Raw genomic sequence first — 22282 nt, 5'->3', positions numbered from 1 at the left:
ATCCGCCCAAACCGCAAGTCTACGAGATTTCGTACGCGCTTCCGTGTTTGACAGGGGTCATTACTACGATATACTGGATGCTAATACGACCTATCGTAGTTATGCAAGATAAAGATCGACACCGGTGCCAGACATCCGGGCATCCGCACACTGAAAAGGAGACCCATGCAAAGCGAGCCATCCCGTCCGCCTGAAACCCAAGGCGCGCCATGCCTGGCCGTCCTGCGCTGCGGCGCTTGCGGCCATCCCACCTATCCCGCTTCAGCCTATGGCTGCCAGTTCTGCGGCGCGGAGCCCGAACGTGGCACCGTTGAAGAACTGCCCGCCCGGGGCACGCTGCGCAACTACGTGACCGTGCATGCGCCGCTGGTCCCTGGCATGCCGCCGCCATTCGTCGTCGGCGAGGTCGACTTTGCGCCAGGCATACGCGAAGAGGTGCTCCTCGACGTGGCCAGCGAATCGGAACTGGTTCCCGGCATGACGGTCCAGGGCGTGATCCGCCGCGACGCCCCCTGCGGCGACCGCTATCCGCTGCGCTTTGCCCCCGCAACCGGAGAGGTGCAGCGATGAACCGACTGCTTCAGCAAACCCCCGTGTACGTCATTGGCATCGGGCTGCATCCATACCAGTTCGCATCGGACATCCCCTATGTCAGCCTCGGCCTGCGCGCAATGCGCGAGGCGCTGGCCGACGCCGGCATCGCCTGGCCCGAGGTGCAGAGCGCCTACGTCGGGACGTCGGCGATCGGCATGGCTACCGGGCGCGTCATGTTCCGCCACCTGGGCTCCACCGGCCTTGCCGTGACGCAGGTGGAAAGCGCTTCGGCATCGGGCTGCTCGGCGTTCCGCCAGGCGTGCCTGGAGGTGGCAAGCGGCGTCTCCGACGTGGTGGTGGCGATGGGCGTGGACAAGTTCGGCGATGGCCGCAAGGCCGCCGACAAGGACGGCCTGCCGCACCTTGCGCCGACCGCGACCATGCCCCCCGTGAAGTTCGCGCTGATGGCGCATGAATACCTGCGCCGGCATGGCCTGAAGCCCGAAGCCATGGCGCGCGTCGCGGTCAAGAACCACGGCAATGCGGCGCTCAACCCGTACGCACAGTTCCGCAAGCCCCGCACGCTCGAGCAGGTCATGGCCTCGCCCAAGGTGGTGGGCGACCTGACGGTGCAGCAGTGCTGCCCGCGCGGCGACGGCGCCGCTGCCGTGATCGTGGTGTCGGAGGCCGCGATAAAGCGTCTCGGCCTGGACAAGCGCCGCGCCGTGCGCGTGCTGGCATCGGTGGCGAACAGCGAGCAGCTCGAGCAAGGCGATGCCTCGGCAGCCATCGACATGGTGCGCAGCTCTACCGCGCTGGCGTACGAGCAGGCCGGCATCGGGCCGCGCGACCTGAACCTGGTGGAGCTGCACGAGGCCTTCTCGATCGAGGAACTGGTCTACACCGAGGCCATGGGCCTGTGCGCCCCCGGAGAAGGGGCAGCCTGGCTTGAACGCGGCGCTTCGGCCATCGGCGGCCAATGCGCGGTCAATGCATCGGGCGGCCTGCTCGGCATGGGTCATCCGACCGGGCCGACCGGTATTGGGCAGATCGCCGAGATCACGCGCCAGATCCGCGGCGAGGCGCACGGGCGGCAACACCCGGGCGCGCGCCTGGGCCTGGCGCACATGATCGGACTCGGCTCGGTGGCCTTCGCCCACGTGCTGGCGGCATCGCAGTGATCCCCCGGGTGCGCCGGCCGCAGCTGCCGCCGGCGCACCCTGGCGCGGACACCGGCGCGAACATCATTCCAAGCAAGGAGACATCGATGCAGTTCGAAACCCTGTTGTACGAGGTGGTCGACGGCGTGGCCATTATCCGGCTGAACCGCCCAGAGCGGATGAACACCCTGGGCGGCACCATGAAGCCGGACCTCGCCAAGGCATTCTTCGTGCTGGCGCGGGACGACGCCAGCGTGCGCTGCGTGGTGCTGACCGGCGCCGGCGACAAGGCGTTCTGTGCTGGCGCCGACATCAAGGAGCGCGCCGCGGGCACGGCCCATCCCGCCGACTACTACGTCACGCAGCAACGTACCCACGAGCTGTTCCGCGGCATCGAGGAATTCGAGAAGCCCGTGATTGCCGCCATCAACGGCGTGGCGCTCGGCGGCGGCCTGGAGCTGGCCCTGTGCGCTGATATCAGGCTCGCCGCCAGGTCGGCCCGCTTCGGCCTGCCCGAGATCAGGCTCGGCGTCATCCCCGCCGCCGGCGGCACGCAGCGCCTGCCGCGCGTGGTGGGTGCGGCAGTGGCCAAGGAACTCATCTTTACCAGCGAACTGATCAGCGCCGACGCGGCGAAGGAGATGCGCCTGGTGAACCGGGTGACCGACGACGACAAGCTGCTGGACGAGGCCTTGACCATGGCCAGGCGCATCGCCGCGCAACCGCCGTTGGCGGTGCGTTTTGCCAAGCGGTCGGTCAACCTGGGCATGCAGGGCTCGGTTGACCTGGGCCTGCAGTTCGAATGCTACGGCGCGGCCATGGTGGTGGACAGCGAAGACAGGAAGGAAGGGATGCGCGCCTTCGTCGAAAAGCGCGAGCCCCGCTTCGTCGGGCGCTGAGCGACCGCGGCGGGCATTGATACATCGACATACCGAAATCTGGAGGAGAACCGAAATGGAACTGCATCTGCAAGGCAAAGTGGCGCTGGTGACGGGCGGCGGACAAGGCGTAGGGCGACGCATCTGCCTGGAACTCGCAGGCGAAGGCGTCAGCGTGGTGGTCAACGACTATTTCCTCGAGCGCGCGCAGGCCGTGCAAAAGGAAATCGAAGCCGCAGGCGGCCAGGCATTGGCCGTGCAGGCCGACACTGGCGACGCCGGGCAGGTGGAGCGCATGTTCGCGCTGGCACGGGAACGCTTCGGCGATGTCGACATCCTGGTCAACAACGCCGGCGTAACCGTGGCGCGCCGTACCAGGGGCGGCATGCCGCCGACGTTCATGGAAATGCCGGTGGAAGACTGGAAGGAAGTCGTCGACCTGAACGTCTACGGCGTGATGAACTGCTGTCGCAGTGCCCTGCCCGGCATGCAACGCCGGGGCGGCGGCAAGATCGTCAACATCATGTCCGAAGCCGGACGGGTCGGCGAGGCGCGCCTGGCGGTCTACTCCGGCGCCAAGGCCGCCATGCTGGGATTCGCCAAGGCGATCGCGCAGGAGCACGGGCGGGATTGCATCAACGTCAACACCATCGCACTGGGCGCGGTCTCGCACGAAGGCATCGCCAACGGCCCGCTGCACCCGTCAGCCACGCCCGAAACCGACGACCGCCTCAAGAAGATGCTTGGCGCCTACCCGATCGCACGCGGACTCGGAAGGCTGTCGCGGCCGGAGGATATCTCGGGTGTGGTGACGTTCCTGGCATCGGATCGCGCCGCCTTCATCACCGGCCAGAGTCTGGGCGTGAGCGGTGGCTACGTGATGCTTTGATGCAGCCCCGATGGGCGCGATCGGATTTATCACCGCGCCCAGGTGACCGCCCCGAGTTGTGGCATAAACTCTTCCGAATGCGCGCCCGCCCCCCCGCTCTACACCGCGGCGCATCGCCTTCGCCATGACAAACCCAGCCCGCCGTCGTTACGTGACTTATGCCTGCGCGCTCGGCGCCAGCGCGCTGACCGCCGCATGGCCCACCGAGACGCGCGCCCACGCGCCGCCTGCCATGCGGCGCGCATCCCGCTGGCCGCTCTACCGGCAGTTTCTGGAACGCTTCGTGCAGGCGGATGGCCGCGTCATCGACTACTCCACGCCCTCGTTGCAAAGCACGTCCGAGGGCCAGTCCTACGGTATGGTGTTCGCGCTGGTCGCCGATGACCGCGATGCGTTCGACCGTCTGTGGCGCTGGAGCGTTGCCCATCTTGGCGATGGTCGCCTGGACGACAAGCTGCCGGCATGGCAGTGGGGCCGGCGCGACGACGGCACGTGGGGCGTACTGGACCGCAATCCGGCTGCCGACGCCGACCTGTGGTTCGCGTTCGCGCTGGCGGAGGCGGCGCGCCTGTGGCAAGCCCCTTCCTACGCTGGCGCGGCACGTGCCTTGCTGCGGCGGGCGGCAGAGCAGGAGGTGGTGACACTGCCCGGCTTCGGCCCCATGCTGCTGCCCGGTCCGCAAGGGTTTATCGACGATGGCCCCGATGGCTCGCGCCGCTGGCGCCTCAATGCCAGCTATCTGCCGGTACCGCTGCTGCGCCGGCTCGCCGCCTTCGACCCGTCCGGCCCGTGGGACAAGCTGGCCGCACAGGCGGCCAGGCTGATCGGCGCGGTGTCCCATGCCGGCATCGTGCCGGACTGGTCGGCCTACCGCGCCGGGGGGCGCCGGCAGGGATTCGTGCGCGATCCGGTCAAGGGAGACGTCAGCAGTTATGATGCCGTGCGGGTCTACCTGTGGGCTGGCATGACGCCGCAGCAGGACAGCACGCGGCCTGCCCTGATGCAGGCGCTGCTGCCCCACGCGGCGCGCGTGGCCGGCCGTGCGGCACCGCCGGAGAAGATGTACGCGCAAAGCGGCAAGGTCGAAGGCACCGGGCCGCCGGCTTTCTCCGCCGCGCTGCTGCCGTTCCTGCAGGCCGCCGGCTCGCCCGCCCTGGCCACCCAGATGGCACGTGCGCAGGAGATCGTGGGCGCTCCGTCGGGCCCCGGCGCCCCGACTTACTATGACACGGTGCTGGGCCTGTTCGGGCTTGGGTTCATGGAAGGGCGCTACCGGTTCTCCGACTCGGGCCAGCTCGACATGTGATGGCGCAAGGCTGATGCGTCTGCCGCAGGATGCACTTTGCCTCGCATCTTCGGGGAAACAGCCATGGCCGGAAACAAAATCCACGTCGTGCCCGTCGATGCCTCCGGGGCCCGGGCGGCGTGCGCCGCATGCGCCGGGCTGCGCTGACCCGGGCACCGGCATCGGGAAACGCCATGGGTGCACGGCGAAAAGCTGATGGGGCGTCGGCCTTCGCGCTCGGCATCGGCGAAAGATACGAGGCTGCCGACGAAGGGGCGGCCCGCGCGACCTGCCGCCAGCATACGAGCACGTGAAACTGGCTGCATCTACTGCAGCGTCAGAACAGCGACGATTGCGGTGTGGCCGCCTGCTTCCAGACAATCCGGTTTTCCGGCGGCAGGCTTTCAAAGGGCACGGCGCGTGCGCATGGCGCGTCGATGTCGTATTAGAGCGTGAGGCGCAGTCGATGCTATCCGCCCCGGTGCACTGGCAATGCCACCCGAGCCAGCTCCGCGAAATACCGCGCCCCGACGCTCAGCACTCCGTCGTTGAAGTCATAGCCGCTGTTGTGCAGCGGAACGCCGCCAGGCATTCCTGTCTCGCCGTTGCCGATAAAGACAAACGCCCCTGGCACGGCCTGCAGGAAGGCGCCGAAGTCTTCGGAGATCATCATCGGCGCGATGTTGCCGTCGACGCGGTCGCTGCCCACGACATTGCGGGCGGCCTCCAGTGCGGAAGGCACCCACTGCTCCCAGTTCACCGTCGGCGCGAACTCATGGGAGTAGGTGAAGGCGCACCCGGCCCCATGCAGCCGGCAGATTCCCTCCGCTATCTCGCGCATGCGGGTTTCCAGCAGCGCCTGCACCGCAGGCGTATAGCTACGCGTATCGCCCTTGATGGTCACGTTGGTCGGAATGGCGTTGCGGATGCCATCTGTGATGAACTCGGTGCACGAGATCACCGCGGGCAGGCCGGGATCGAGGTTTCTGGATACGATGGTCTGCAGCGCCAGGACGATCTCGGCGCCAATCACGATGGGGTCGACACCCATGTGCGGCCGCGCGGCATGCGTGCCGCGCCCTTTCACGTGGATCACGAAGTTATCCTCGCTGGCCATGATGCCGCCTGCGCGCGTGGCGATGCTGCCAGCCGGCAGCCCGGGCATGTTGTGCGCACCGAAGATGGCGTCCACGGGGAAACGCTCGAACAGGCCATCCGCCATCATTGCCTTGGCGCCACGCCCATGCTCCTCGGCGGGCTGGAAGATAAAGCGCACCGTACCCTCGAAATCGCGGCGTTCGCTGAGCAGTCTGGCGGCGCCCAGCACCATCGCCATATGGCCATCGTGGCCGCAGGCGTGCATCTTGCCGGGCGTGGCAGACGCATGGGCGCGTCCCGGCGCGTCTTCCTGAATGGCGAGCGCGTCCATGTCCGCGCGCAGCCCGATCACGCCGGTACCTGAGCCGGCGCGCAGGTTTGCCACTACGCCTGTGCCACCGATGCCGCGATGCACTTCCATGCCCATCTCGCCAAGCACGCGAGCGATGAAGTCCGCAGTTTGCCATTCCTCGAAGCCCGTCTCGGGGCAGCGGTGCAGCGCGTGGCGCCAGGACTTGAGCTGTGCAGCGAGGTCGTCGTCAGGAATCATGATTCGGTCCGCAAGAGAAAACATGAGGCATGGCCGATCATAAGGGCTGCCCGCTGCAACGATGTCCGGTTCCACGGGATCTATTCGGGACATCGTTGCGCGCCTGGCCGTTGCCCCGGCAAAACGTCGCGATTCAAACGAGATGGCGCCGGGGATGCTGCCATGCTCGGCGTGGGATGCGAAAATGGCCGTTCCATGCCATGCGCGGGGCCACAGCCCCGCGCGCAAAGAGGACCACGGGCAATGCAACTCGACGCGTATGACCGCAAGCTGCTGCGACTGCTGCAGGACAACAACAAACTCTCGCAGCGACAGCTGGCCGATGCCGTCAACCTGTCGCCGTCGGCCGTCAACCGGCGTATCGCCGCGCTGGAAGCGGATGGCGTGATCGTCGCCAATACCGCCGTGGTCGATCCCGCACAGGTCGGCAAGATGATCACGGTACTGGTCGAGGTGACGCTGGAGAACGAGCGGCTGGACCTGCTGGACGAGGTCCGCAAGCGCTTCGTCGACTGCCCGCAGGTCCAGCAGGTGTACTACGTGACTGGCGACTTCGATTTCCTGCTGGTGCTGGCCGTGGCCGACATGACCGAGTACGAGCGCCTGACGCGCGAGTTGTTCTTTGTCTCGGGCAACGTCAAGAACTTCAAGACACACGTCGCCATGCAGCGGGCCAAGGTGTCGCTCGGTGTGGCGATCGAGCCCTGAATGGGCTCGATCATGCATCGTGTCTTGTCAGTACGCGTGGCTCAGCGTGCCGTCCACGCGGCCTGGCGCGCCAGGACGGAATCCGCCGATTCGCCCACCAGTTGCTGGTAGACCACGGGAGCGGTGGCTCCTTCGGTATTGATCACCAGCACGCGCGAACCAGCATCTAGTCCGGCCGCTGCGGACAGCGCCGGCTGCGCGCGCAATACCGCCAGTCCCGCGACGCCGGCCGCTCCGGATTCGCCAGCGACCACGGGCACGTCGCCGTCGTTGCCGCTGGCGAGACGGTGCATGGCGGTCACGGCATCGTCGTCGGCAATCGTCATGAAGACGTCCACGCTGGGTTCCAGGAAGCGCCAGGCCAGCGGCGACGTCTCGCCACAGGCCAGTCCCGCCATCACCGAGTCGACCGAACCGGTTGCGCGCGCGGGGCGCCCCTGCAGCGCGCTTTGGTACAGGCAATCTGCCTGCGCCGGTTCCACCACGACGAATTTCGGCCGGCCGGCACCGAAGCGCTCCCACAGATAGCTGGCCACGCCGGCGGCCAAGCCGCCGACGCCCCCTTGCAGGAACACATGCGTGTACGGGCATGGCTGGCCGGGCGCGACGTCGCGCTGCGCCAGCACTTCCGCGGCAATGGCGCCGTAGCCCTGCATCACGTCGCGCGGGATGTCCTGATAGCCCTCGTAAGAGGTGTCGGACACAACGGTCCAGCCATTGGCCGCGGCCAGCCGCGCGGCTTCCTCGACCGACTCGTCATAGTTGCCGACGATGCGCACGATGCGCGCACCGCAGGCCGCAATCGCGTCTTCGCGCTCCTGGCTGACGTTCGCATGCAGTACGATCACGCACCGGCAGCCGAAGCTGCGCGCCGCCGCGGCGAGCGCGCGGCCGTGATTGCCGTCGGTGGCGCTGATCACCGTGAAGTCACGCAGCAGCGCGGCATGGCGCCCGGCGATCAGTTCGAACGGATCGAGCTCGCGCTCCGGAAACATGCGCAGCACCAGCCGCACCAGCGCGATGGGAGCGCCGAGCGCCTTGAAGCTGCCAAGCGGCGAGCGGGCCGACTCGTCCTTGACGCTCAACTGCGCGATGCCAAGGCTCGCGGCCAGGCCGGGCAGTTCGCGCAGCGGCGTGAGCCCGGCGTTGAGCTGGTCCCAGTGCGACAGCCACGCGAGGCTGCGCCCGGCTTCGGCGATGCTCATCAGCTGCCTCAGCTCGGCCGGATAGTCGCACAGGTGGGCGCGGGAATTAATGGTCAGCATGGGGGTATCTGCGGTCATTGGAGAAGGGATTCACTCAGAGGTATGCCCAAGGCGGGCGAGGATGACATCAAGCAGCACTTGCGCGCCCATTACCAGCTGGTCGTCGTCGGTGTGCTCGCGCGGGTTGTGGCTGATGCCGCCGCGGCTCGGCACGAAGATCATTGCCGCGGGGGCGATGCGCGCGATCATCTGGGCGTCGTGGCCGGCACCGGAGGTCATGCGCCGATGCGTGTAGCCAAAGCGCGCCGCCGAGGCTTCGATGGCGGCAATGATGCCGGCATCGAAGCTCACCGGCTCGAAGCGCGCGAGCGGCTCGGTGCGGATCGTGACACCCTCGGCTTCGGCGGCTTGTGCCAGGAATTCCGCCAGCCGTGCTTCGGCACGTTTCAGCCGGATTTCATCGGGATCGCGCAGATCGACCGTAAACACCGCCTTGCGCGGAATCACGTTGATCACGCCGGGCTCCACGCGCAGGCAACCCACTGTCGCCAGCGTGGTGCCATCCGACGCGTTCGCCAGTTCACGCAGGAACGCCACTACCGCGGCAGCCGCCCAGCCGGCATCGTGCCGCAGGCGGGTAGGCGTGGTGCCGGCGTGGTTGGCGTTGCCCTGTACCGTCACCTGCTGCCACGAAATCCCCTGCAAGTTCTCGACCACGCCGATCTGCGTACCCTCGGCCTCCAGCACCGGGCCTTGTTCGATATGGAGTTCGATGTACTCGTGCGGCACCACGGCGCCGGGTTCCATGTCGCCGGCATAACCGATGCGCGCCAGTTCGTCGCCAAGCCGCGTGCCGTCGGTGCCGACCGTGTCGAGCGCCTGCCGCACCGGCAGTCCGCCCGCATACACCAGCGAGCCCATCATGTCGGGCTGGTAGCGGATGCCCTCCTCGTTGGTGAAGGCACCGATCATGATGGAACGGTTCGGCGTGACGCCGGCCTGGCGGAAAGCGCGCGCCACCGCGAGCCCGGCCAGCACCCCGTAGCAGCCATCGAGCGCACCGGCATTGGTGACGGTATCGATATGCGAGCCGGTCATCAGCGGCGCCTGGCTGCCATCATCGGCCGCCGAGCGCAGGATGCCGAAGACGTTGCCGATGCGGTCGATGCGAACTTCAAGATCCAGCTCGCGCATCCATTGGACAACCTGGTCGCGGCCCGCTTTCTCGGCGTCGGTCAGCGCAATCCGGGTGCGGCCGCCGCCTTCGGGGTCGGCACCGATTTCGCCAAGCGCACGGATCTGGGCCAGCAGCCGTGCGCCGTCCAGCGATAGCGGGTTTCGCCGGGAGGGGGTGTGTTCCATTCACTCTCCATGTCGGTCGGCCCCCGGGACGCTGGTGCGGAAGACCTGGACGTCGCAACGGGGGTGATAACGTCAATGGTAGAGGCGGCGGGATGAAACACGCGCCCTATCCCCGGCACGCAAACGCAACAACGGTGCAATCTCCGCGGCGGCGTGGGTGCGGCGTAGCGTAGTGCAATGCGCAGCACATTAGCGTCTGCGCGAACTACCGCGCTGCACGGTGCGGCCAGCTTCTCCCAGCACCAGCGCCCGGCCGATGGTGTCGAGCGCGTCGCGCATCAGCAAGGCTTCCTCGACATCGCTGGCATACGCGCTTAGATCCGACCAGGTCACATGGCAGAGCAACCTCGACAGAGCGGCTGCGCGCCGCTCGTCGAGCGCCAGTTGGAAAGTTGATGCCATCACCGTCCTATTGCATCCCCGGTCCCACATTGGGCATCTCGGCCAGGCCCGGCCGCCCTTCCCTGGTGTAGAACTTGTAGGCGACGAAGACGATGGCGACCCACGATGCGGAGACGATCAGCGACATCCGCATATCCGGCAGGATCGCGATGCAGACCAGCACCGCGGCAATGAACGCCAGGGCAATGTAGTTGCCATACGGGAAGAACGGCATCTTGTAGGACAGGCTGTCCGCTTGCCCGGTCTGGATCCTGAGCTTCCGGAAGCGCAGGTGGCTGACCACGATCGAGGTCCAGGCACACACCAGCGCGAACACCGTGATCGACGAAAACAGTTCGAACGCCTTTTCCGGCATCAGGTAGTTCAGCAAGACGCCCGCGAACATCGTGGCGAACACCAGCATGATGGCGCGCGACGGCACATTGCGGCGGTTGACCGTGCCCAGGAAAGCCGGTGCGTTCTTCTGCAAGGCCAGATTGTAGAAGGTGCGGCTGTTGGTGAACACGCTGGCGTTCACGGCAGACAGTACCGCGGTGATGACCACCAGGTTCATGACCCCGGCCGCCGCGGGCACGCCGATCCTGGTGAAGACGTCGACAAACGGGCTGCCCTTCGCGGTCAGCGAGGTCCACGGGAAGATCATCAGCAGCACTGCAATGGCACCAACGTAGAAGATCAGCAGACGCCAGAAGGTCGCGCTGACGGCCTTGGGCATGGTGGTCTTGACATCCTTGGCTTCGCCTGCAGCCAGGCCGAGGTTCTCGATGCCGCCAAACGAGAACGCCACCATGACGATCGACAGCACCATGCCGCCGATGCCCTTGGCGAAGAAGCCGCCATGGTCCACCAGGTTGTGATGGCCGATGGGCTCGCCATTGTTGCCCAGGCCGAAGAAGATCATGCCGACGCCGAACACGATCATGGCAACGATCGCGGTCACCTTGATCAGCGCGAACCAGAATTCGGCCTCGCCGTAGAACTTCACGCCGATCATATTGACGCAGAACATCACCGACACGGCTATCAGCGCGGTCACCCAGATCGGCATGGCCGGGAACCAGAAATGCACGTAGTTGCCCAGCGCGTTCAGCTCGGCCGCGCTGGTTGCCAGCAGGAAGATGAATGCGTTCCAGCCGTTCAGGAAGCCGGCAAACCGGTGGATATAGCGGTTCGAATAGGAAATGTAGGACCCGGAGACCGGCTCCTCGACCGCCATCTCGCCCAGCGCCCGCATGACGAAGTAGATCGCCACGGCGGCGACCAGGTACGTCAGGATGATCGCCGGACCCGCGGTCTTGATGGCCCACGATGACCCGTAGAACAGGCCGGTACCGATCGCTCCGCCAATGGCGATCATCTGGATATGGCGGCTTTTCAGATCTCGTTTGAGCTCTTCCTGCTCATAGGACTGAGCGTCTGTTTTCCTGCGCATTACATTGTCTCCTTTGGTACATCTCTTTGTGATGCTTGTCGTTGTGGGTGGCTGTTGCGACGGGCGAGCGCCGTCCGCAGCCGATGGCTCCTTTTCCATCGACTGTCGGTTGGTTTCGTCTTGCGTTCGCTGAGCCGGATCAGAGTCCGGCGACGGCGGCAGTCAATCTGCCGATGGCTTTATCCACGGTCGCACGCGGGCATCCGAGGTTGACGCGCATGTAGCCGTGGCCCTCGATGCCGAACTTCTGGCCCTTGTCGAGCCACAGGCGGGCCCGGGTCAGCATGAACTTGTCCAGCGACGGCGCGTCCATGCCGAGGCCGCGGCAGTCCATCCATGCCAGGTAGAGCGAGTCGGCCGGCAGCACCTGGATGCGTGACGTCGCGCGATGCACCGACTCGCGGAAATGGTCGTGATTGGCGCGCAGGTACGCCAGCATCTGTTCGAGCCATGCTTCGCCGTGAGCATAGGCCGCCTCTGCGGCAACCATGCCCAGCGTATTGACCAGCGGGAACATATTGCGGTCGTACTGGCGGCGCAGTGCGTCGCGCAGGCGCCGGTTCGGCACGAACACGTTCGCGCTTTGCAAGCCCGGCAAGTTGAAGGTCTTGCTGGGCGCCGTGCATGTGATGCTGTGCTGGGCAAAATCTTCGCCGAGCGAGGCAAAGGGGATGTGCCTTTTCTCCGGATTGATGATCAGGTCCTGGTGGATCTCGTCCGAAATCACCAGCACGCCGCGTCGCAGGCAGATCTCGCCCATGGTCCTCAATTCGTCCTCGGACCAGACGTTGCCGGTGGGGTTGTGCGGATTGCTAAGGATGAAGAGCCTGGTATCGTCGCGAATCGCCGCTTCAAAGACCGCCGGGTCGAAGCGGTAGCCGGCATCGGTGCGCCCCAGCGGCGCGAAGGCGAGATGGCGGCCGTTCATCAGCACGTCGTTATGGAAGTGCGCATAGACCGGCGGCTGAATCAGCACCGAATCGCCCGGTGCTGAGAACGCCTGGATGGCGGTCTTCAGCGTGGTGATGATCCCGGAGGTCTGCACCACCCATTCCTTTGCCACCTCCCAGCCGAAGCGCCTGCCCTGCCACGCGACGACGGCATCGACATAGCTGTCGGTCGCGCCGCCGGGATAGCCGAAGACGCCGTGCGCCACCGCGTCGTGCAGCGCATCGATGACGGCTTGCGGCGAGCGGAAATCCATGTCGGCGACCCACATCGGCAGCGGCTTGGCGGCAGCCTCGTCCGGCGCGAGGAGTTTTTCGCGGATGGCCCATTTCATCGAGTGCGAATTCGTGCGGTCGATCACCTCGTCGAAGATGCTGCCCGCATGGCCGGCGGCCCCAGCCGACGTCTCGCCTTGCACTGCCGTTGCACTGACCTTCATGATTTCCTTTCTCGCTTCAGGGAGGCGCCCGCCGGCGCCAGGTGGCTACGATGGAGGCCAGCATAGCAACGCCGTTATATGAAAAAAAATGGTATCTTTTCATGAACCAATGAACGGGAGTCATGGGTGCTCGATCGCCAACATCTTGCGGCACTGGTCGCGGTCAGCCGTACCGGAAGCGTCACCGCCGCCGCCGAAAAGCTCAACGTCACGCAATCGGCGCTCTCGCACATGGTCAAGAAACTGGAAGACCACCACGGCATCCGGATCTGGACCAAGAACGGCCGCGGCCTGCGCTTTACGCAGGCAGGGGAATTCCTGCTCGCGCTGGCGGAACGCCTGCTGCCCCAGTTGGATCATGCCGAGCGCATCCTTGCGGACTTTGCCGAGGGACGCCGCGGTGCGTTGCGCGTCGGCATGGAATGCCACCCGTGCCAGAAATGGCTGGCGCGGCTGACGCCGCATTACCTGGCCGCGTGGCCGGACGTGGACTTCGATGTCCGAACCTCCTTCCGGTTCGACGGCGTCGCTGCCTTGCTAGGGCACGAGATCGACCTGCTGATCACGCCTGACCCGGTCAAGCTGCCGGAGCTGGTTTTCACGCCGGTGATCGACTACGAACTGGTGCTTGTCGTTCACGAAACCCATTCGCTGGCGTCGCAGCCCTACATCAGGCCACAGGATCTGGTGGATGAAACGTTGATCACGGTCCCGGTCAGCATCGAGCGTCTCGACATTTACACCCGCTTCCTGGTCCCGGCGCATTGCCAGCCGCGACGCCACCGCACCGCTGAGGTGACAGACCTGATGCTGCAGCTCGTTGCCGCCGGTCGCGGCGTTTCCGTATTGCCCGACTGGCTGGTGGAAGAGGAAGGTGCGGGCATGCCATTGCGGACCCTGCGCCTGGGGAAGCACGGTATCCGCAAGCACATCCATCTGGGCATTCGGCGCGGCGACGAAGGCATCTCCTACGTTGCGGGATTTGTCGCGATGGCGCGGCAATCGGGACGCTAGGCGGTGGAGGGGTCGGAATCACCCTGCACCATCTGCTTTCCGATGTTCAGCTTGGCCAGATCGCCGAAGGGAGACAGGGCTTGTGAGCATTGACCGGGCAGCAAGCTGCCCGGTCTATGCAATCTCACGCCATGCTTTGGTGCTCGGCGGCAAGGGCCTTGTTCCTTCTTATCGCCACGGCGAGCGCCACCAAGGCCAGCGCCAGCGGAACGAACGAGACCCACAGCACTGTGTTCCAGCCATAGGCGGACAACAGGCCGCCGGAGGAAAAAGAGCCGATCGCCATCAGGCCAAAGACGATGAAGTCGTTGAGGGACTGCACGCGCGTCTTCTCCTCGGGGCGGTGGCACTCCAGCACCAGCGCCGATGCGCCGAGGAATCCGAAATTCCACCCAAGGCCGAGCAGGATCAGCGTGGCCCAGAAGTGTGCCACGTCGACGCCGCCGAGTCCGACGGCGGCAGACAGCCCGGTGAGCGCCAGACCGACGATCGCCACGCGGCTTGCTCCGAATCGCGCAATCAGAGAACCCGTGAAGAAACTCGGCGCGTACATCGCGATGACATGCCATTGCATCCCCAGGTTGGCGGAGGCCTGCGGATGCCCGCAGATATGCATTGCCAGCGGTGCGGCAGTCATCAGGAAGTTCATCAACATATAGGACACCGCGCCACAGATCGCCGCGGCAATGAAACGCGGCTGCCGTGCGATTTCGGTGAGCGGCCGGCCGCTGGTCATTTCCGCAACGCTGGGTCGAGGTAGCTTTACCCCGAGCAGGACGAGCGCCGAGAGCGCTGCCACGAGTGCCTGCACCAGGAAGGTAGTGGCAAACGTATGCCCTGGCCACAGATCCATGGTCCAGGTCACCAATTGCGGCCCCACCACGCCCGCGGCCACGCCACCTGCCATGACGAGCGATAGTGCCCGTGCGCGCCGGGCGGGTGCAACCCCATCGGCGGCCGCAAAACGAAACGACAGCACCACGGCGGCGTAGCTGCCGCCAAAGAAGGTCGCCAGGCAGAACAGCCAGAACCAGCCCAGGATGACAGCAAGCATGGCCAGCACGCCGGTCAATACACCGGCCCCTGTGCCCACCAGAAAGGCAGCGCGCCGGCCATATCTGCGGGAGACCGCACCGATGGGCAAAATGCACGCCGCCATGCCCACCACAAAGATGGAAATGGGCAACGTAGCCAGCATGGGGATCGGCGCCAGCATGTCGCCGACGATGGCGCCGGTGGCATAGACCACCACCGAGTTGGCGCCAGCCAGTGCCTGGGCGATGGACAAGCGCCAGATGTTGCCGCTCTGGACGCGGTCGGGGAGAAGATCGGATGCGTCGAGGGCTGGTTGGGTATTGTACTTTGTCATATTAGTATTTGGCCGCCCCTTGCACAGAGGGGTAGCGCGTTCAACGCGGATTATCCATCGTCAGCACCATGCGGTATTTCGCGCTACCGGATTTCATCTTCGCGTAGGCCTGAGCTGCTTGCTCAAGCGGCATGGTCTCTATCCGAGGCCGCACATTCGCTAGCATACTGAAGTTCAACGTTTTTTCGTTGTCGTAAGACGTACCCGTGAGCGACCCGAGGATGCTGCGTTGTCCGCCGACGAGCAGACCTGGGGGGATGTGTAGTGGGCTTCTGGCGGGGTTGAGGACAACCAGCCGCCCCTCGGGTGCCAGGCCGGGGAGCAGCGCCGAAATTGCCTCGGCATGATCGATCATGGTCACCATGGCCTGCGCGCCGCCCATGGCCTTGAGCCGCGCAGCGGCATCTTCCCGGCGGTTATCGATATAGACATGTGCGCCCAGCGCCAGCGCGTCGCCGGCCTTTTCGTTGCCTCGCCCGATCGCCACGACCCGGAAACCCATGTTTCGTGCATATTGCAGCGCCATGTGCCCCAAGCCGCCGATGCCGAGGATCGCCACCGTATCGCCGGCTTGCGCGCCGCACTTCTTCAAGGCGTTGAATGTAGCGATACCTGCGCACAGGATAGGCGCGGCCTCTTCTGCGCCAAGCGCATCTGGAATGGCGACGAGGCCGGTGCTGCGCGCCAGCATCATCTCGGCGTAGCCACCGTCGACGGTGGCACCCACCACAGGTTGGTTCAGGCAAAGCTGGAACCGCCCCTGCCGGCATTGCACGCATTCGCCACAGTGACCACCCAGCCGGCCCACGCCCACACGCTGGCCTGTCGTCCAGATCGATGGCGTGCCTGGGCCCATCGCCAGGATTCGGCCAACCACCTCGTGACCGGGCACACGCGGCGGGTGCGTAGCAGGGCCAGTTCTCTCGATGTCGGCCGCATCCGCTCCGCAGATGCCGCAGGCTTCCACCCGGATCAGCACCTCTGCGACGCCAGGCTGTGGCACGGCCCGCTCCACAAGCTCCAGTACGCCTGGCCTGCTGATCTGCATGGCCCGATAGGTAGTCTTCATCTCGACACTCCAATGTCTCTGCCGGGCCCGTGTTGCGCGCAAGGGCTGGCGTGGGTCAATGCCAAAGGGAATGTGCGGTATTGCCGGATGTCAACGCGGCCACTGCCCGCCGGGCAGCGTCCAATGCGCCCGCGACATACCCGGAAAACTCCGGCGACCATTCGCTGGCAATACCGGTGAGCCGGTCGCGCCAAACGCCGGACGCCGCGCTGGAAGGCAATCGCAACATCTGGTGGAAGCCCACATTCTGGTCGGCTGCCACTGCCGTGTAAGGATCGCGCGCCCAGTCTTTCAGATATTCGACCCGGGGTGATGAAGCGCTGCGCCCGAACAAACGAACCAGCTGAGCACGGCAGAGCGCCCGCAATGCCTCCTCCGGAATCTCGCGGCGCACAGGGGCGTGGATACCCAGGAAGCCGAACAAGGCACCATGGCAAGCCAGGGCCGAGGCGTCGTGAATCTCCGTCATCGGGCCGACCGCGCTGCGCGCCGCGCCGGATAACCCCTGCTCGCGCCAGAAGGGTCGATCGAAGACCGCCAGATACTTTGCGTGTGGCGCCATCCAGGTCGCGCAATGCTTCCATGGCAGGGCCAATGCGTCAGGCAACGCTGGCTCGAACACAATCATGCTGGCCGCAAGACGAGGCGGCACCGCCAACAGAACGTGGGCCACGCGATGCATGCGTTCTCGGCCCCGCGGGCCGTCAGCCTGCACCTCGACACAGTCATCCAGGGAGCGCACCCGCTTCACATGGCAATGGCTCTTGAGCCGGCTTGCCGTCAGCCGCTGATGCAGGGCATCGATGAGCGCGCCCATGCCGCCCTCCAGCCGCCGCGAGGCCGGCGTAGAGCGATAGCCATCGACGCGCGCGGGGGCGTGCGTCGGGGAACGCTCCAGCAGCATGTCTCCCTCTTCGTGCTGAGCGAAGGTCTGCAGGCCCAGTTCGTGCACCAGCGCCTGAAGATCGGGTTGCAACGCGGGCCAGAACCAGGTCGCGCCAAGGTCATACTGTTCACTGGGCCGCTGTTCGTCGGTACGGGCCGTTGGCGATACAGAAGCGATCCGCCCGCCGAAGGCGTCGCGAGCTTCCAGCAGTACATAATCCCGGATGCCACGTTGCTCCAGCAAGTAGGCCGCGTACAGGCCGCTCAGGCCGCCGCCAATGATGGCAATGCGCTCGGTCAGCATGACGCAGCCGCCAGACTGACAGGGTTCGCGAGATGCCCGGTCTTGAGGTACACGCAGGCTCCGGAGCTGCCTGCGACAAGATCCGGATACGTCCCCGGCGGCAGCCGCAGCCAGCTGCCCCGCTCGTATGCTTGCGCACGCTCGCGCAAGCTGCCCTCCACTACCAGCAACTCGGCACCGTCCACCGGACCGTTGAACGCGATCGCGCCCGCCGGCATGCGCTCAAGGCGGACATGCTCGATGTCGTCGGCGAACAGCGGGCAGCATTGACGACCATTCCTGACCGTCCAGCGCGACACATCCCGCGTGTCGATGCGAACCGGGCGCGATTCGCTCGGCTGCATCTGCCAGAGCTTCACGAAGATCACCGCGCCCTCGGCGCTGGAGGGCTGGTGGCTTGAGCCCGGCGGGCTGCGCAAATACCAGCCGGCCGGATAGTGCTTGTGGCCTTCTGAGAAGGTGCCCGACAGCACGAGAATTTCCTCGCCTCCCGGATGGGGGTGGTGGGGAAAGCAGGAGTCCGGCGCATATCGCACAACGCTGGTGGCGCGCGCTTGTTCTCCCCCCATTCGATCCAGCATCACGCGCTCAACCCCCGCTTGGGGCGAAGCTGTCCACTGGTACTGATGTGGCGTCACGAGCGCGCGCAGTGAAAGATCCGCATTAACTAGCATCGAGACTTCTTTAAAGACAAGCGGGATACAGGACCGCAACGTTCCGCGGCGGCCCGATGTACCCCATACCCTTTACCTGGGCAGATGTGCGTGGGTATCGAGCACGCGTGCCGAATAGACGAGAGCGGCACCGGCGTTGAGGGCAATGGCAACCCCGAGCGCCTCGGCAATTTCTTCGCGCGTGGCACCATACTCCGCTGCCTTCTGCGTGTGCACGGAAATGCAGCCGTCGCAGCGCGTGGTAACGGCGACAGCCAGGGCAATCAGCTCGTGCATCTTGGGTTCCAGATGTCCGGGCCTGGCCACGAATTCATTCAACTTCGCGAGCCCTGCCATTACCTCTGGGTTCAACGACGCGAAATCGCCGACGCGCGTCTTCAATTCATTCCGGTAGGCATTCCAGTCCTGCATCATGTCTTGAGCTCCTGCTGTCAATGAGTGGGCGGGCGGTTGCGGCGAGATCACGCGACCTCGTAGATCCGCACGTCGGGCGCGGCACCCAGCAATGGCTCGAGACCGGCCACCACATCTGCCGTGAACAGCTCGCTTCGCAGATAGGCAGCGGCGTTCTCCCTGCTGTCGAAGCCATGCAGCACTTGCACGTCTTCCTCACGCACCAGCAGTTCCTTCGACTTCGCGCCGGCAACGGTACTGAGGAACGGCGCCTTGTACCTTTGGTAGACGCCAGCCGCGGCCGCGCGGTTGGCGCTGGCGATCATGAGGGTAATTTGCAGATAGACCATACGTGCTCTCCGAGCAGGTGGTTGGGAAAACAAGGAGGCAAACGGCAAGCGCTCGCCCCACGCATCAGTTGCGGCCAGCCATCACGCCGCCATCCACATCCCAGATGGCGCCCGTCACCCAGCGCGCCTTGTCGGAGAGCAGGAAAACGACCGCTTCGGCAACGTCCCGCGGTTTGCCAACGCGGCCGATGGGATGGAAGCTGTTGAAGCCTTGCAGGGCGCCATGTACTTCAGCCTTGGGAATGAAGCCCTCGTAGATCGGCGTTTCGACCACCGCAGGCGACACCGCGTTGACGCGGATGTTTTTGGAGGCCAGCTCCATCGCCACATGCTGCGTCAGCGAATGCAGGCCGGCTTTGGCCATCGAATACGCCGAAGATGGCGTGGCTGCAATCGCCTGCCTGGCCCACATCGAGCCGATGTTGACGATGGCGCCGGTTTTGCCTTGCGCGACCAGGTTGCCTGCGACGCGTTGGGTAATGAAGAAGAACGCCTTGTTGATCTTCATGTACTGGTCGTAGTCAGCCTCCGAATGTTCCAGGAATGGCTTTGGAAAGAACACACCGGCGGCGTTCACCAGCAGGTCGATGTCGGCATGCTGCCCGTCGACGGTTTCAAGCAGTGCGCGGAGGCCCTCATCGCTGGCGAGGTTCACCGTCAGTGCCCAGACCTGGCCCAGTCCGGCTAGCTCGCTGCGCGCCGCCTCGGTCTTTTCGGGGCGATTGCCCACGATCACCACGCTGCCGCCTTCGGCGAGCACCATGCGAGCGGTCTCCAGCCCCATTCCGCTGGTGCCGCCGACGACCAGCAGTTTTTTGCCCTTGAACTGATTGCTCATATCTCTCTGCCTGTCGGATAGGCCAAATCGGGTTGAAAAAAGAGCACGGTGAGGCTGCTAGTGCGACTTGATGTCCGAACCGAGCGCCAGACCTGCGCCGAAGAAGCGAAATGGCCCTTATCGAGGGTCAATGCAACCTGAAAGGAAAACTATCCGCCCAGGGATGCGCCATCTGCTCCCGGGATCCGCGACAGAATCCAGGGAATTGCCGCGAATCTTTGCCAATTTTTGGTCAATCCGAAACCTCTGGCAAATGAGATAAAATTTCTTTCCTTGAAAGAAAACCTTTACTGCGATGAAGCTACCGGTCCATCTGAATGCGCTGCGCGCCTTTGAAGCCAGTGCCCGACACGAGAGCTTCTCCGCAGCAGCGGAGGAACTCAACGTCACGCCCGCCGCCGTTGGTCAGTTGGTTCGGGGCCTTGAGGATTGGCTTGGCTCCCCGTTGTTCGTCCGGGGCAACAGCGGTCGGGCACGGCTTTCTGCCACCGATGCCGCACTGCGCGCATTGCCGGACATCCGCGCCGGATTTGACCGGCTATCCCTGGGCCTGGAACGGCTGCAGGAGGGTTCCGTCCGCGGAGTACTGAGCGTCACGGTCAGTCCGGCTTTCGCTGCCAAATGGCTGCTGCCACGCTTTGAGCGATTCCAGGCGATCTGTCCTGACACTGATATTCGCCTGGAGACCAACCTCAAACCCGTGGACTTCGTGGCGCAGCGGGTGGACATCGGCGTGCGCTACGGTACCGGCACGTGGCCCGGACTGACCGCGGAAAAGCTCATGGAGGAGGAGGTGTACCCGGTTTGTTCGCCCGAGCTGCTGCGTCAGCATCGGACGCTGCGCCGCCCCGCTGACTTGGATGGCGTCACCCTCATTCACGATCTCTCCATGGATGGCCATGCGGGCTTCCCCACATGGAGCCAGTGGTTTCAGAAAATGGGCGTCTCCGGCGTAGCGACTTCGCGCGGCATGAAGATCAACAACTCCGCAGCCGTGTTGCAGGCAGCAAGCGAAGGACGCGGCGTGGCGCTGGCGCGCAGCGTCATGGCCCGCGACGATCTGGCGGCCGGGCGTGTGGTGCGGCTTTTCCCAAAGTTGAAATTCCCTTCCGAGTTGGCCTACTACGTCGTTTATCGACCGGAGAGCGCCGGCTTGCCGAGGTTGCAGGCATTCCGGAACTGGCTGCTGAGTGAAGCGGCCTTACCAAACGAATAGCCCTATCCCGTTGCGGCGGCGCCGGCCGGAGACGACCTTATTCGATCGAATAAGCCAGGTAGTCCTTCACCACTTCATCGTTCAATGCCTGACCCAGGCCCGGCGCGTCAGGCACCTTGAAACGCCCGCCTTCCGGCTGATAGTCGTGCACGCACAGTTCGCGCACGCATGACTTCAGGGCATAGGTATGATGTTCATGAATCACGAAGTTCGGGACAACGGCTTCGACATGCAGGGCCGCAGCCGTCGACACCGGCCCGCCGCAGATGTGGATCTGGACCGTGGCGTCATAGACATTGGCCATGTCGCAGATCTTCTTGCCTTCCGTGATGCCCCCTGCCAGGCACAGGTCGGGCTGGACGACCGCCAGCGCCTGCTTCTCGAGCAGTTCGCGATAGCCCCAACGGGTATAGGAGCGCTCGCCTGTCGCCAGCGGAATCGACGTCTTGCTGGCGATCTTCTCGAAGTTCTTCGCGTTCAGCGGGTTCACCGGCTCTTCGTAGTAGAAGATGTTGTACGGCTCGATCGCGTTGGCAAACTGGATCGCGGAGTTTGTTCCCAGTAGCGAATGAATCTCGCAGATGATGTCCACACCGGGACCGACCGCTTCGCGAATCGCTGCGATGCGTTCGACGCCCATCTCAAGCTCGGCATGGCTCAACAGGCCATAGTGCTTCTGGTTGATCCTGGTGACGCCCGTCTTCACGCCATCCCGTCCGATCTGGAGCGGATCCACCTTGACCGCATCGTAGCCCTCCTCGATGGCAGCGCGGGCGCTGGCCGCGTACTGGTCGGGCGTGACGTTTTGCGAGTACACATCGCCCCAGCCGAACTGGAGCTGGCTGGCGTACGTGCGCAGATCATCATTGGTCTTGCCGCCTAACAGCTGATAGATCGGCTGCCCCATTACCTGCCCGCGGATGTCCCACAGCGCGATATCGATGGCACTCATGCCGCCGTAGATCACGGGCCCGCCGCCGGCGCCCCAGTAGGTGGTGCGGAACAGCAGCTCCCAGATGGCTTCGACCTTCATGGGATCCCTGCCGATAATGAACGAGGCGAAATCCCGCAGGATGCCAACGGCCGCCTTGGCGCCGGCGCCATAGGCAAGACCCACCTCACCGATGCCACTGATACCGGCATCCGTGTGCACCCGGAGCAGGACCGGGTTGAACTTCGCCATCGATGCATCCTTCCGATTGACTTCGCAATCGAAAATCTCCACTTTCGTAATCTTCATGTCTACTCCACGAGTGATCGCTTATCCAACAACGCTCTGT

22 protein-coding genes are annotated in these 22282 nt (G+C 64.8%); 8 read left to right on the top strand and 14 right to left on the bottom strand.

Annotated elements, in window-relative coordinates; translation table 11 throughout:
- Positions 1–165 precede the first annotated feature (165 nt).
- The 5 genes from AC3FMM_RS00940 to bcsZ all read left to right on the top strand — a co-directional run bounded on the left by AC3FMM_RS00940 (position 166) and on the right by bcsZ (position 4767).
- Positions 166–570, top strand: a complete 405-nt coding sequence (locus AC3FMM_RS00940; protein WP_115712139.1) for a Zn-ribbon domain-containing OB-fold protein — start codon at positions 166–168, stop codon at positions 568–570.
- Positions 567–1715 carry a thiolase family protein gene (locus tag AC3FMM_RS00935; RefSeq protein ID WP_116313402.1) on the top strand — a complete coding sequence of 383 codons (1149 nt, stop codon included), beginning with the start codon at positions 567–569 and terminating at the stop codon, positions 1713–1715. The genes AC3FMM_RS00940 and AC3FMM_RS00935 overlap by 4 nt, the downstream gene beginning before the upstream one ends.
- 86 nt (positions 1716–1801) lie before the next feature.
- A complete protein-coding gene (locus tag AC3FMM_RS00930; protein WP_115712135.1) occupies positions 1802–2593 on the top strand; it encodes an enoyl-CoA hydratase/isomerase family protein in 792 nt (263 codons plus the stop codon).
- 55 nt (positions 2594–2648) lie between these two features.
- On the top strand, positions 2649–3461 hold the full coding sequence (locus AC3FMM_RS00925) for an SDR family NAD(P)-dependent oxidoreductase (protein ID WP_488685979.1): 813 nt from the start codon (positions 2649–2651) through the stop codon (positions 3459–3461).
- Positions 3462–3585: 124 nt separating this feature from the next.
- Entirely contained in the window at positions 3586–4767 is a 1182-nt protein-coding gene (gene bcsZ / locus AC3FMM_RS00920; RefSeq protein WP_488685978.1) for a cellulose synthase complex periplasmic endoglucanase BcsZ, read from the top strand.
- A 448-nt stretch (positions 4768–5215) separates the two neighbouring features.
- Here bcsZ and AC3FMM_RS00915 read toward each other — a convergent pair whose 3' ends face one another.
- Complete coding sequence (locus tag AC3FMM_RS00915; protein ID WP_018006513.1) at positions 5216–6394, bottom strand: M20 aminoacylase family protein; 1179 nt, start codon at positions 6392–6394, stop codon at positions 5216–5218.
- A 243-nt stretch (positions 6395–6637) separates the two neighbouring features.
- On the opposite strand from AC3FMM_RS00915, the gene AC3FMM_RS00910 reads away from it, so the two are divergent.
- Positions 6638–7102, top strand: coding sequence for an Lrp/AsnC family transcriptional regulator (locus AC3FMM_RS00910; RefSeq protein WP_018006514.1), 465 nt, complete (start codon positions 6638–6640; stop codon positions 7100–7102).
- A gap of 41 nt (positions 7103–7143) precedes the next feature.
- Here the strand turns inward: AC3FMM_RS00910 and AC3FMM_RS00905 are convergent, their stop codons facing one another.
- From AC3FMM_RS00905 to AC3FMM_RS00885, 5 genes are all read right to left on the bottom strand, one after another.
- Positions 7144–8367 carry a diaminopropionate ammonia-lyase gene (locus tag AC3FMM_RS00905; protein ID WP_018006515.1) on the bottom strand — a complete coding sequence of 408 codons (1224 nt, stop codon included), beginning with the start codon at positions 8365–8367 and terminating at the stop codon, positions 7144–7146.
- A gap of 30 nt (positions 8368–8397) precedes the next feature.
- On the bottom strand, positions 8398–9669 hold the full coding sequence (locus tag AC3FMM_RS00900) for a Zn-dependent hydrolase (RefSeq protein ID WP_473703257.1): 1272 nt from the start codon (positions 9667–9669) through the stop codon (positions 8398–8400).
- A gap of 189 nt (positions 9670–9858) precedes the next feature.
- Positions 9859–10071 (bottom strand): DUF7706 family protein, encoded by a 213-nt coding sequence (locus tag AC3FMM_RS00895; RefSeq protein WP_116313399.1) that lies wholly within the window; start codon positions 10069–10071, stop codon positions 9859–9861.
- Positions 10072–10078: 7 nt separating this feature from the next.
- Positions 10079–11503 (bottom strand): amino acid permease, encoded by a 1425-nt coding sequence (locus tag AC3FMM_RS00890; RefSeq protein ID WP_326347676.1) that lies wholly within the window; start codon positions 11501–11503, stop codon positions 10079–10081.
- Between the two features lie 139 nt (positions 11504–11642).
- Complete coding sequence (locus tag AC3FMM_RS00885; protein WP_488685977.1) at positions 11643–12890, bottom strand: MalY/PatB family protein; 1248 nt, start codon at positions 12888–12890, stop codon at positions 11643–11645.
- A 126-nt stretch (positions 12891–13016) separates the two neighbouring features.
- On the opposite strand from AC3FMM_RS00885, the gene AC3FMM_RS00880 reads away from it, so the two are divergent.
- Complete coding sequence (locus tag AC3FMM_RS00880; RefSeq protein ID WP_488685976.1) at positions 13017–13904, top strand: LysR family transcriptional regulator; 888 nt, start codon at positions 13017–13019, stop codon at positions 13902–13904.
- A gap of 124 nt (positions 13905–14028) precedes the next feature.
- On the opposite strand, the gene AC3FMM_RS00875 is transcribed toward AC3FMM_RS00880, so the two are convergent.
- From AC3FMM_RS00875 to AC3FMM_RS00845, 7 genes are all read right to left on the bottom strand, one after another.
- Positions 14029–15273 carry an MFS transporter gene (locus tag AC3FMM_RS00875; protein WP_326347682.1) on the bottom strand — a complete coding sequence of 415 codons (1245 nt, stop codon included), beginning with the start codon at positions 15271–15273 and terminating at the stop codon, positions 14029–14031.
- Between the two features lie 40 nt (positions 15274–15313).
- Positions 15314–16342 (bottom strand): alcohol dehydrogenase, encoded by a 1029-nt coding sequence (locus AC3FMM_RS00870; RefSeq protein WP_488685975.1) that lies wholly within the window; start codon positions 16340–16342, stop codon positions 15314–15316.
- 55 nt (positions 16343–16397) lie between these two features.
- Entirely contained in the window at positions 16398–17531 is a 1134-nt protein-coding gene (locus AC3FMM_RS00865; RefSeq protein ID WP_488685974.1) for a flavin monoamine oxidase family protein, read from the bottom strand.
- Positions 17525–18205 (bottom strand): cupin domain-containing protein, encoded by a 681-nt coding sequence (locus tag AC3FMM_RS00860; RefSeq protein ID WP_488685973.1) that lies wholly within the window; start codon positions 18203–18205, stop codon positions 17525–17527. Before AC3FMM_RS00860 ends, AC3FMM_RS00865 begins: the two co-directional genes overlap by 7 nt.
- Positions 18206–18277: 72 nt before the next feature.
- Positions 18278–18619 (bottom strand): carboxymuconolactone decarboxylase family protein, encoded by a 342-nt coding sequence (locus AC3FMM_RS00855; protein WP_018006525.1) that lies wholly within the window; start codon positions 18617–18619, stop codon positions 18278–18280.
- A gap of 47 nt (positions 18620–18666) precedes the next feature.
- Positions 18667–18948, bottom strand: coding sequence for a hypothetical protein (locus AC3FMM_RS00850; protein WP_018006526.1), 282 nt, complete (start codon positions 18946–18948; stop codon positions 18667–18669).
- Positions 18949–19012: 64 nt separating this feature from the next.
- Positions 19013–19786: an SDR family NAD(P)-dependent oxidoreductase gene (locus tag AC3FMM_RS00845; RefSeq protein WP_488685972.1), complete on the bottom strand. Its 774-nt coding sequence runs from the start codon at positions 19784–19786 to the stop codon at positions 19013–19015.
- A 295-nt stretch (positions 19787–20081) separates the two neighbouring features.
- On the opposite strand from AC3FMM_RS00845, the gene gcvA reads away from it, so the two are divergent.
- Positions 20082–21002, top strand: a complete 921-nt coding sequence (gene gcvA, locus AC3FMM_RS00840) for a transcriptional regulator GcvA (RefSeq protein WP_018006528.1) — start codon at positions 20082–20084, stop codon at positions 21000–21002.
- A 37-nt stretch (positions 21003–21039) separates the two neighbouring features.
- Here the strand turns inward: gcvA and AC3FMM_RS00835 are convergent, their stop codons facing one another.
- Positions 21040–22242 carry a mandelate racemase/muconate lactonizing enzyme family protein gene (locus AC3FMM_RS00835; protein WP_116313388.1) on the bottom strand — a complete coding sequence of 401 codons (1203 nt, stop codon included), beginning with the start codon at positions 22240–22242 and terminating at the stop codon, positions 21040–21042.
- Between the last annotated feature and the right edge of the window lie 40 nt (positions 22243–22282).

The sequence above is a fragment of the Cupriavidus sp. 207A1 genome (genome assembly GCF_057798955.1).
Note: the sequence above shows the minus strand (reverse complement) of the source record. Positions and strands in the feature narration are given on the sequence as shown.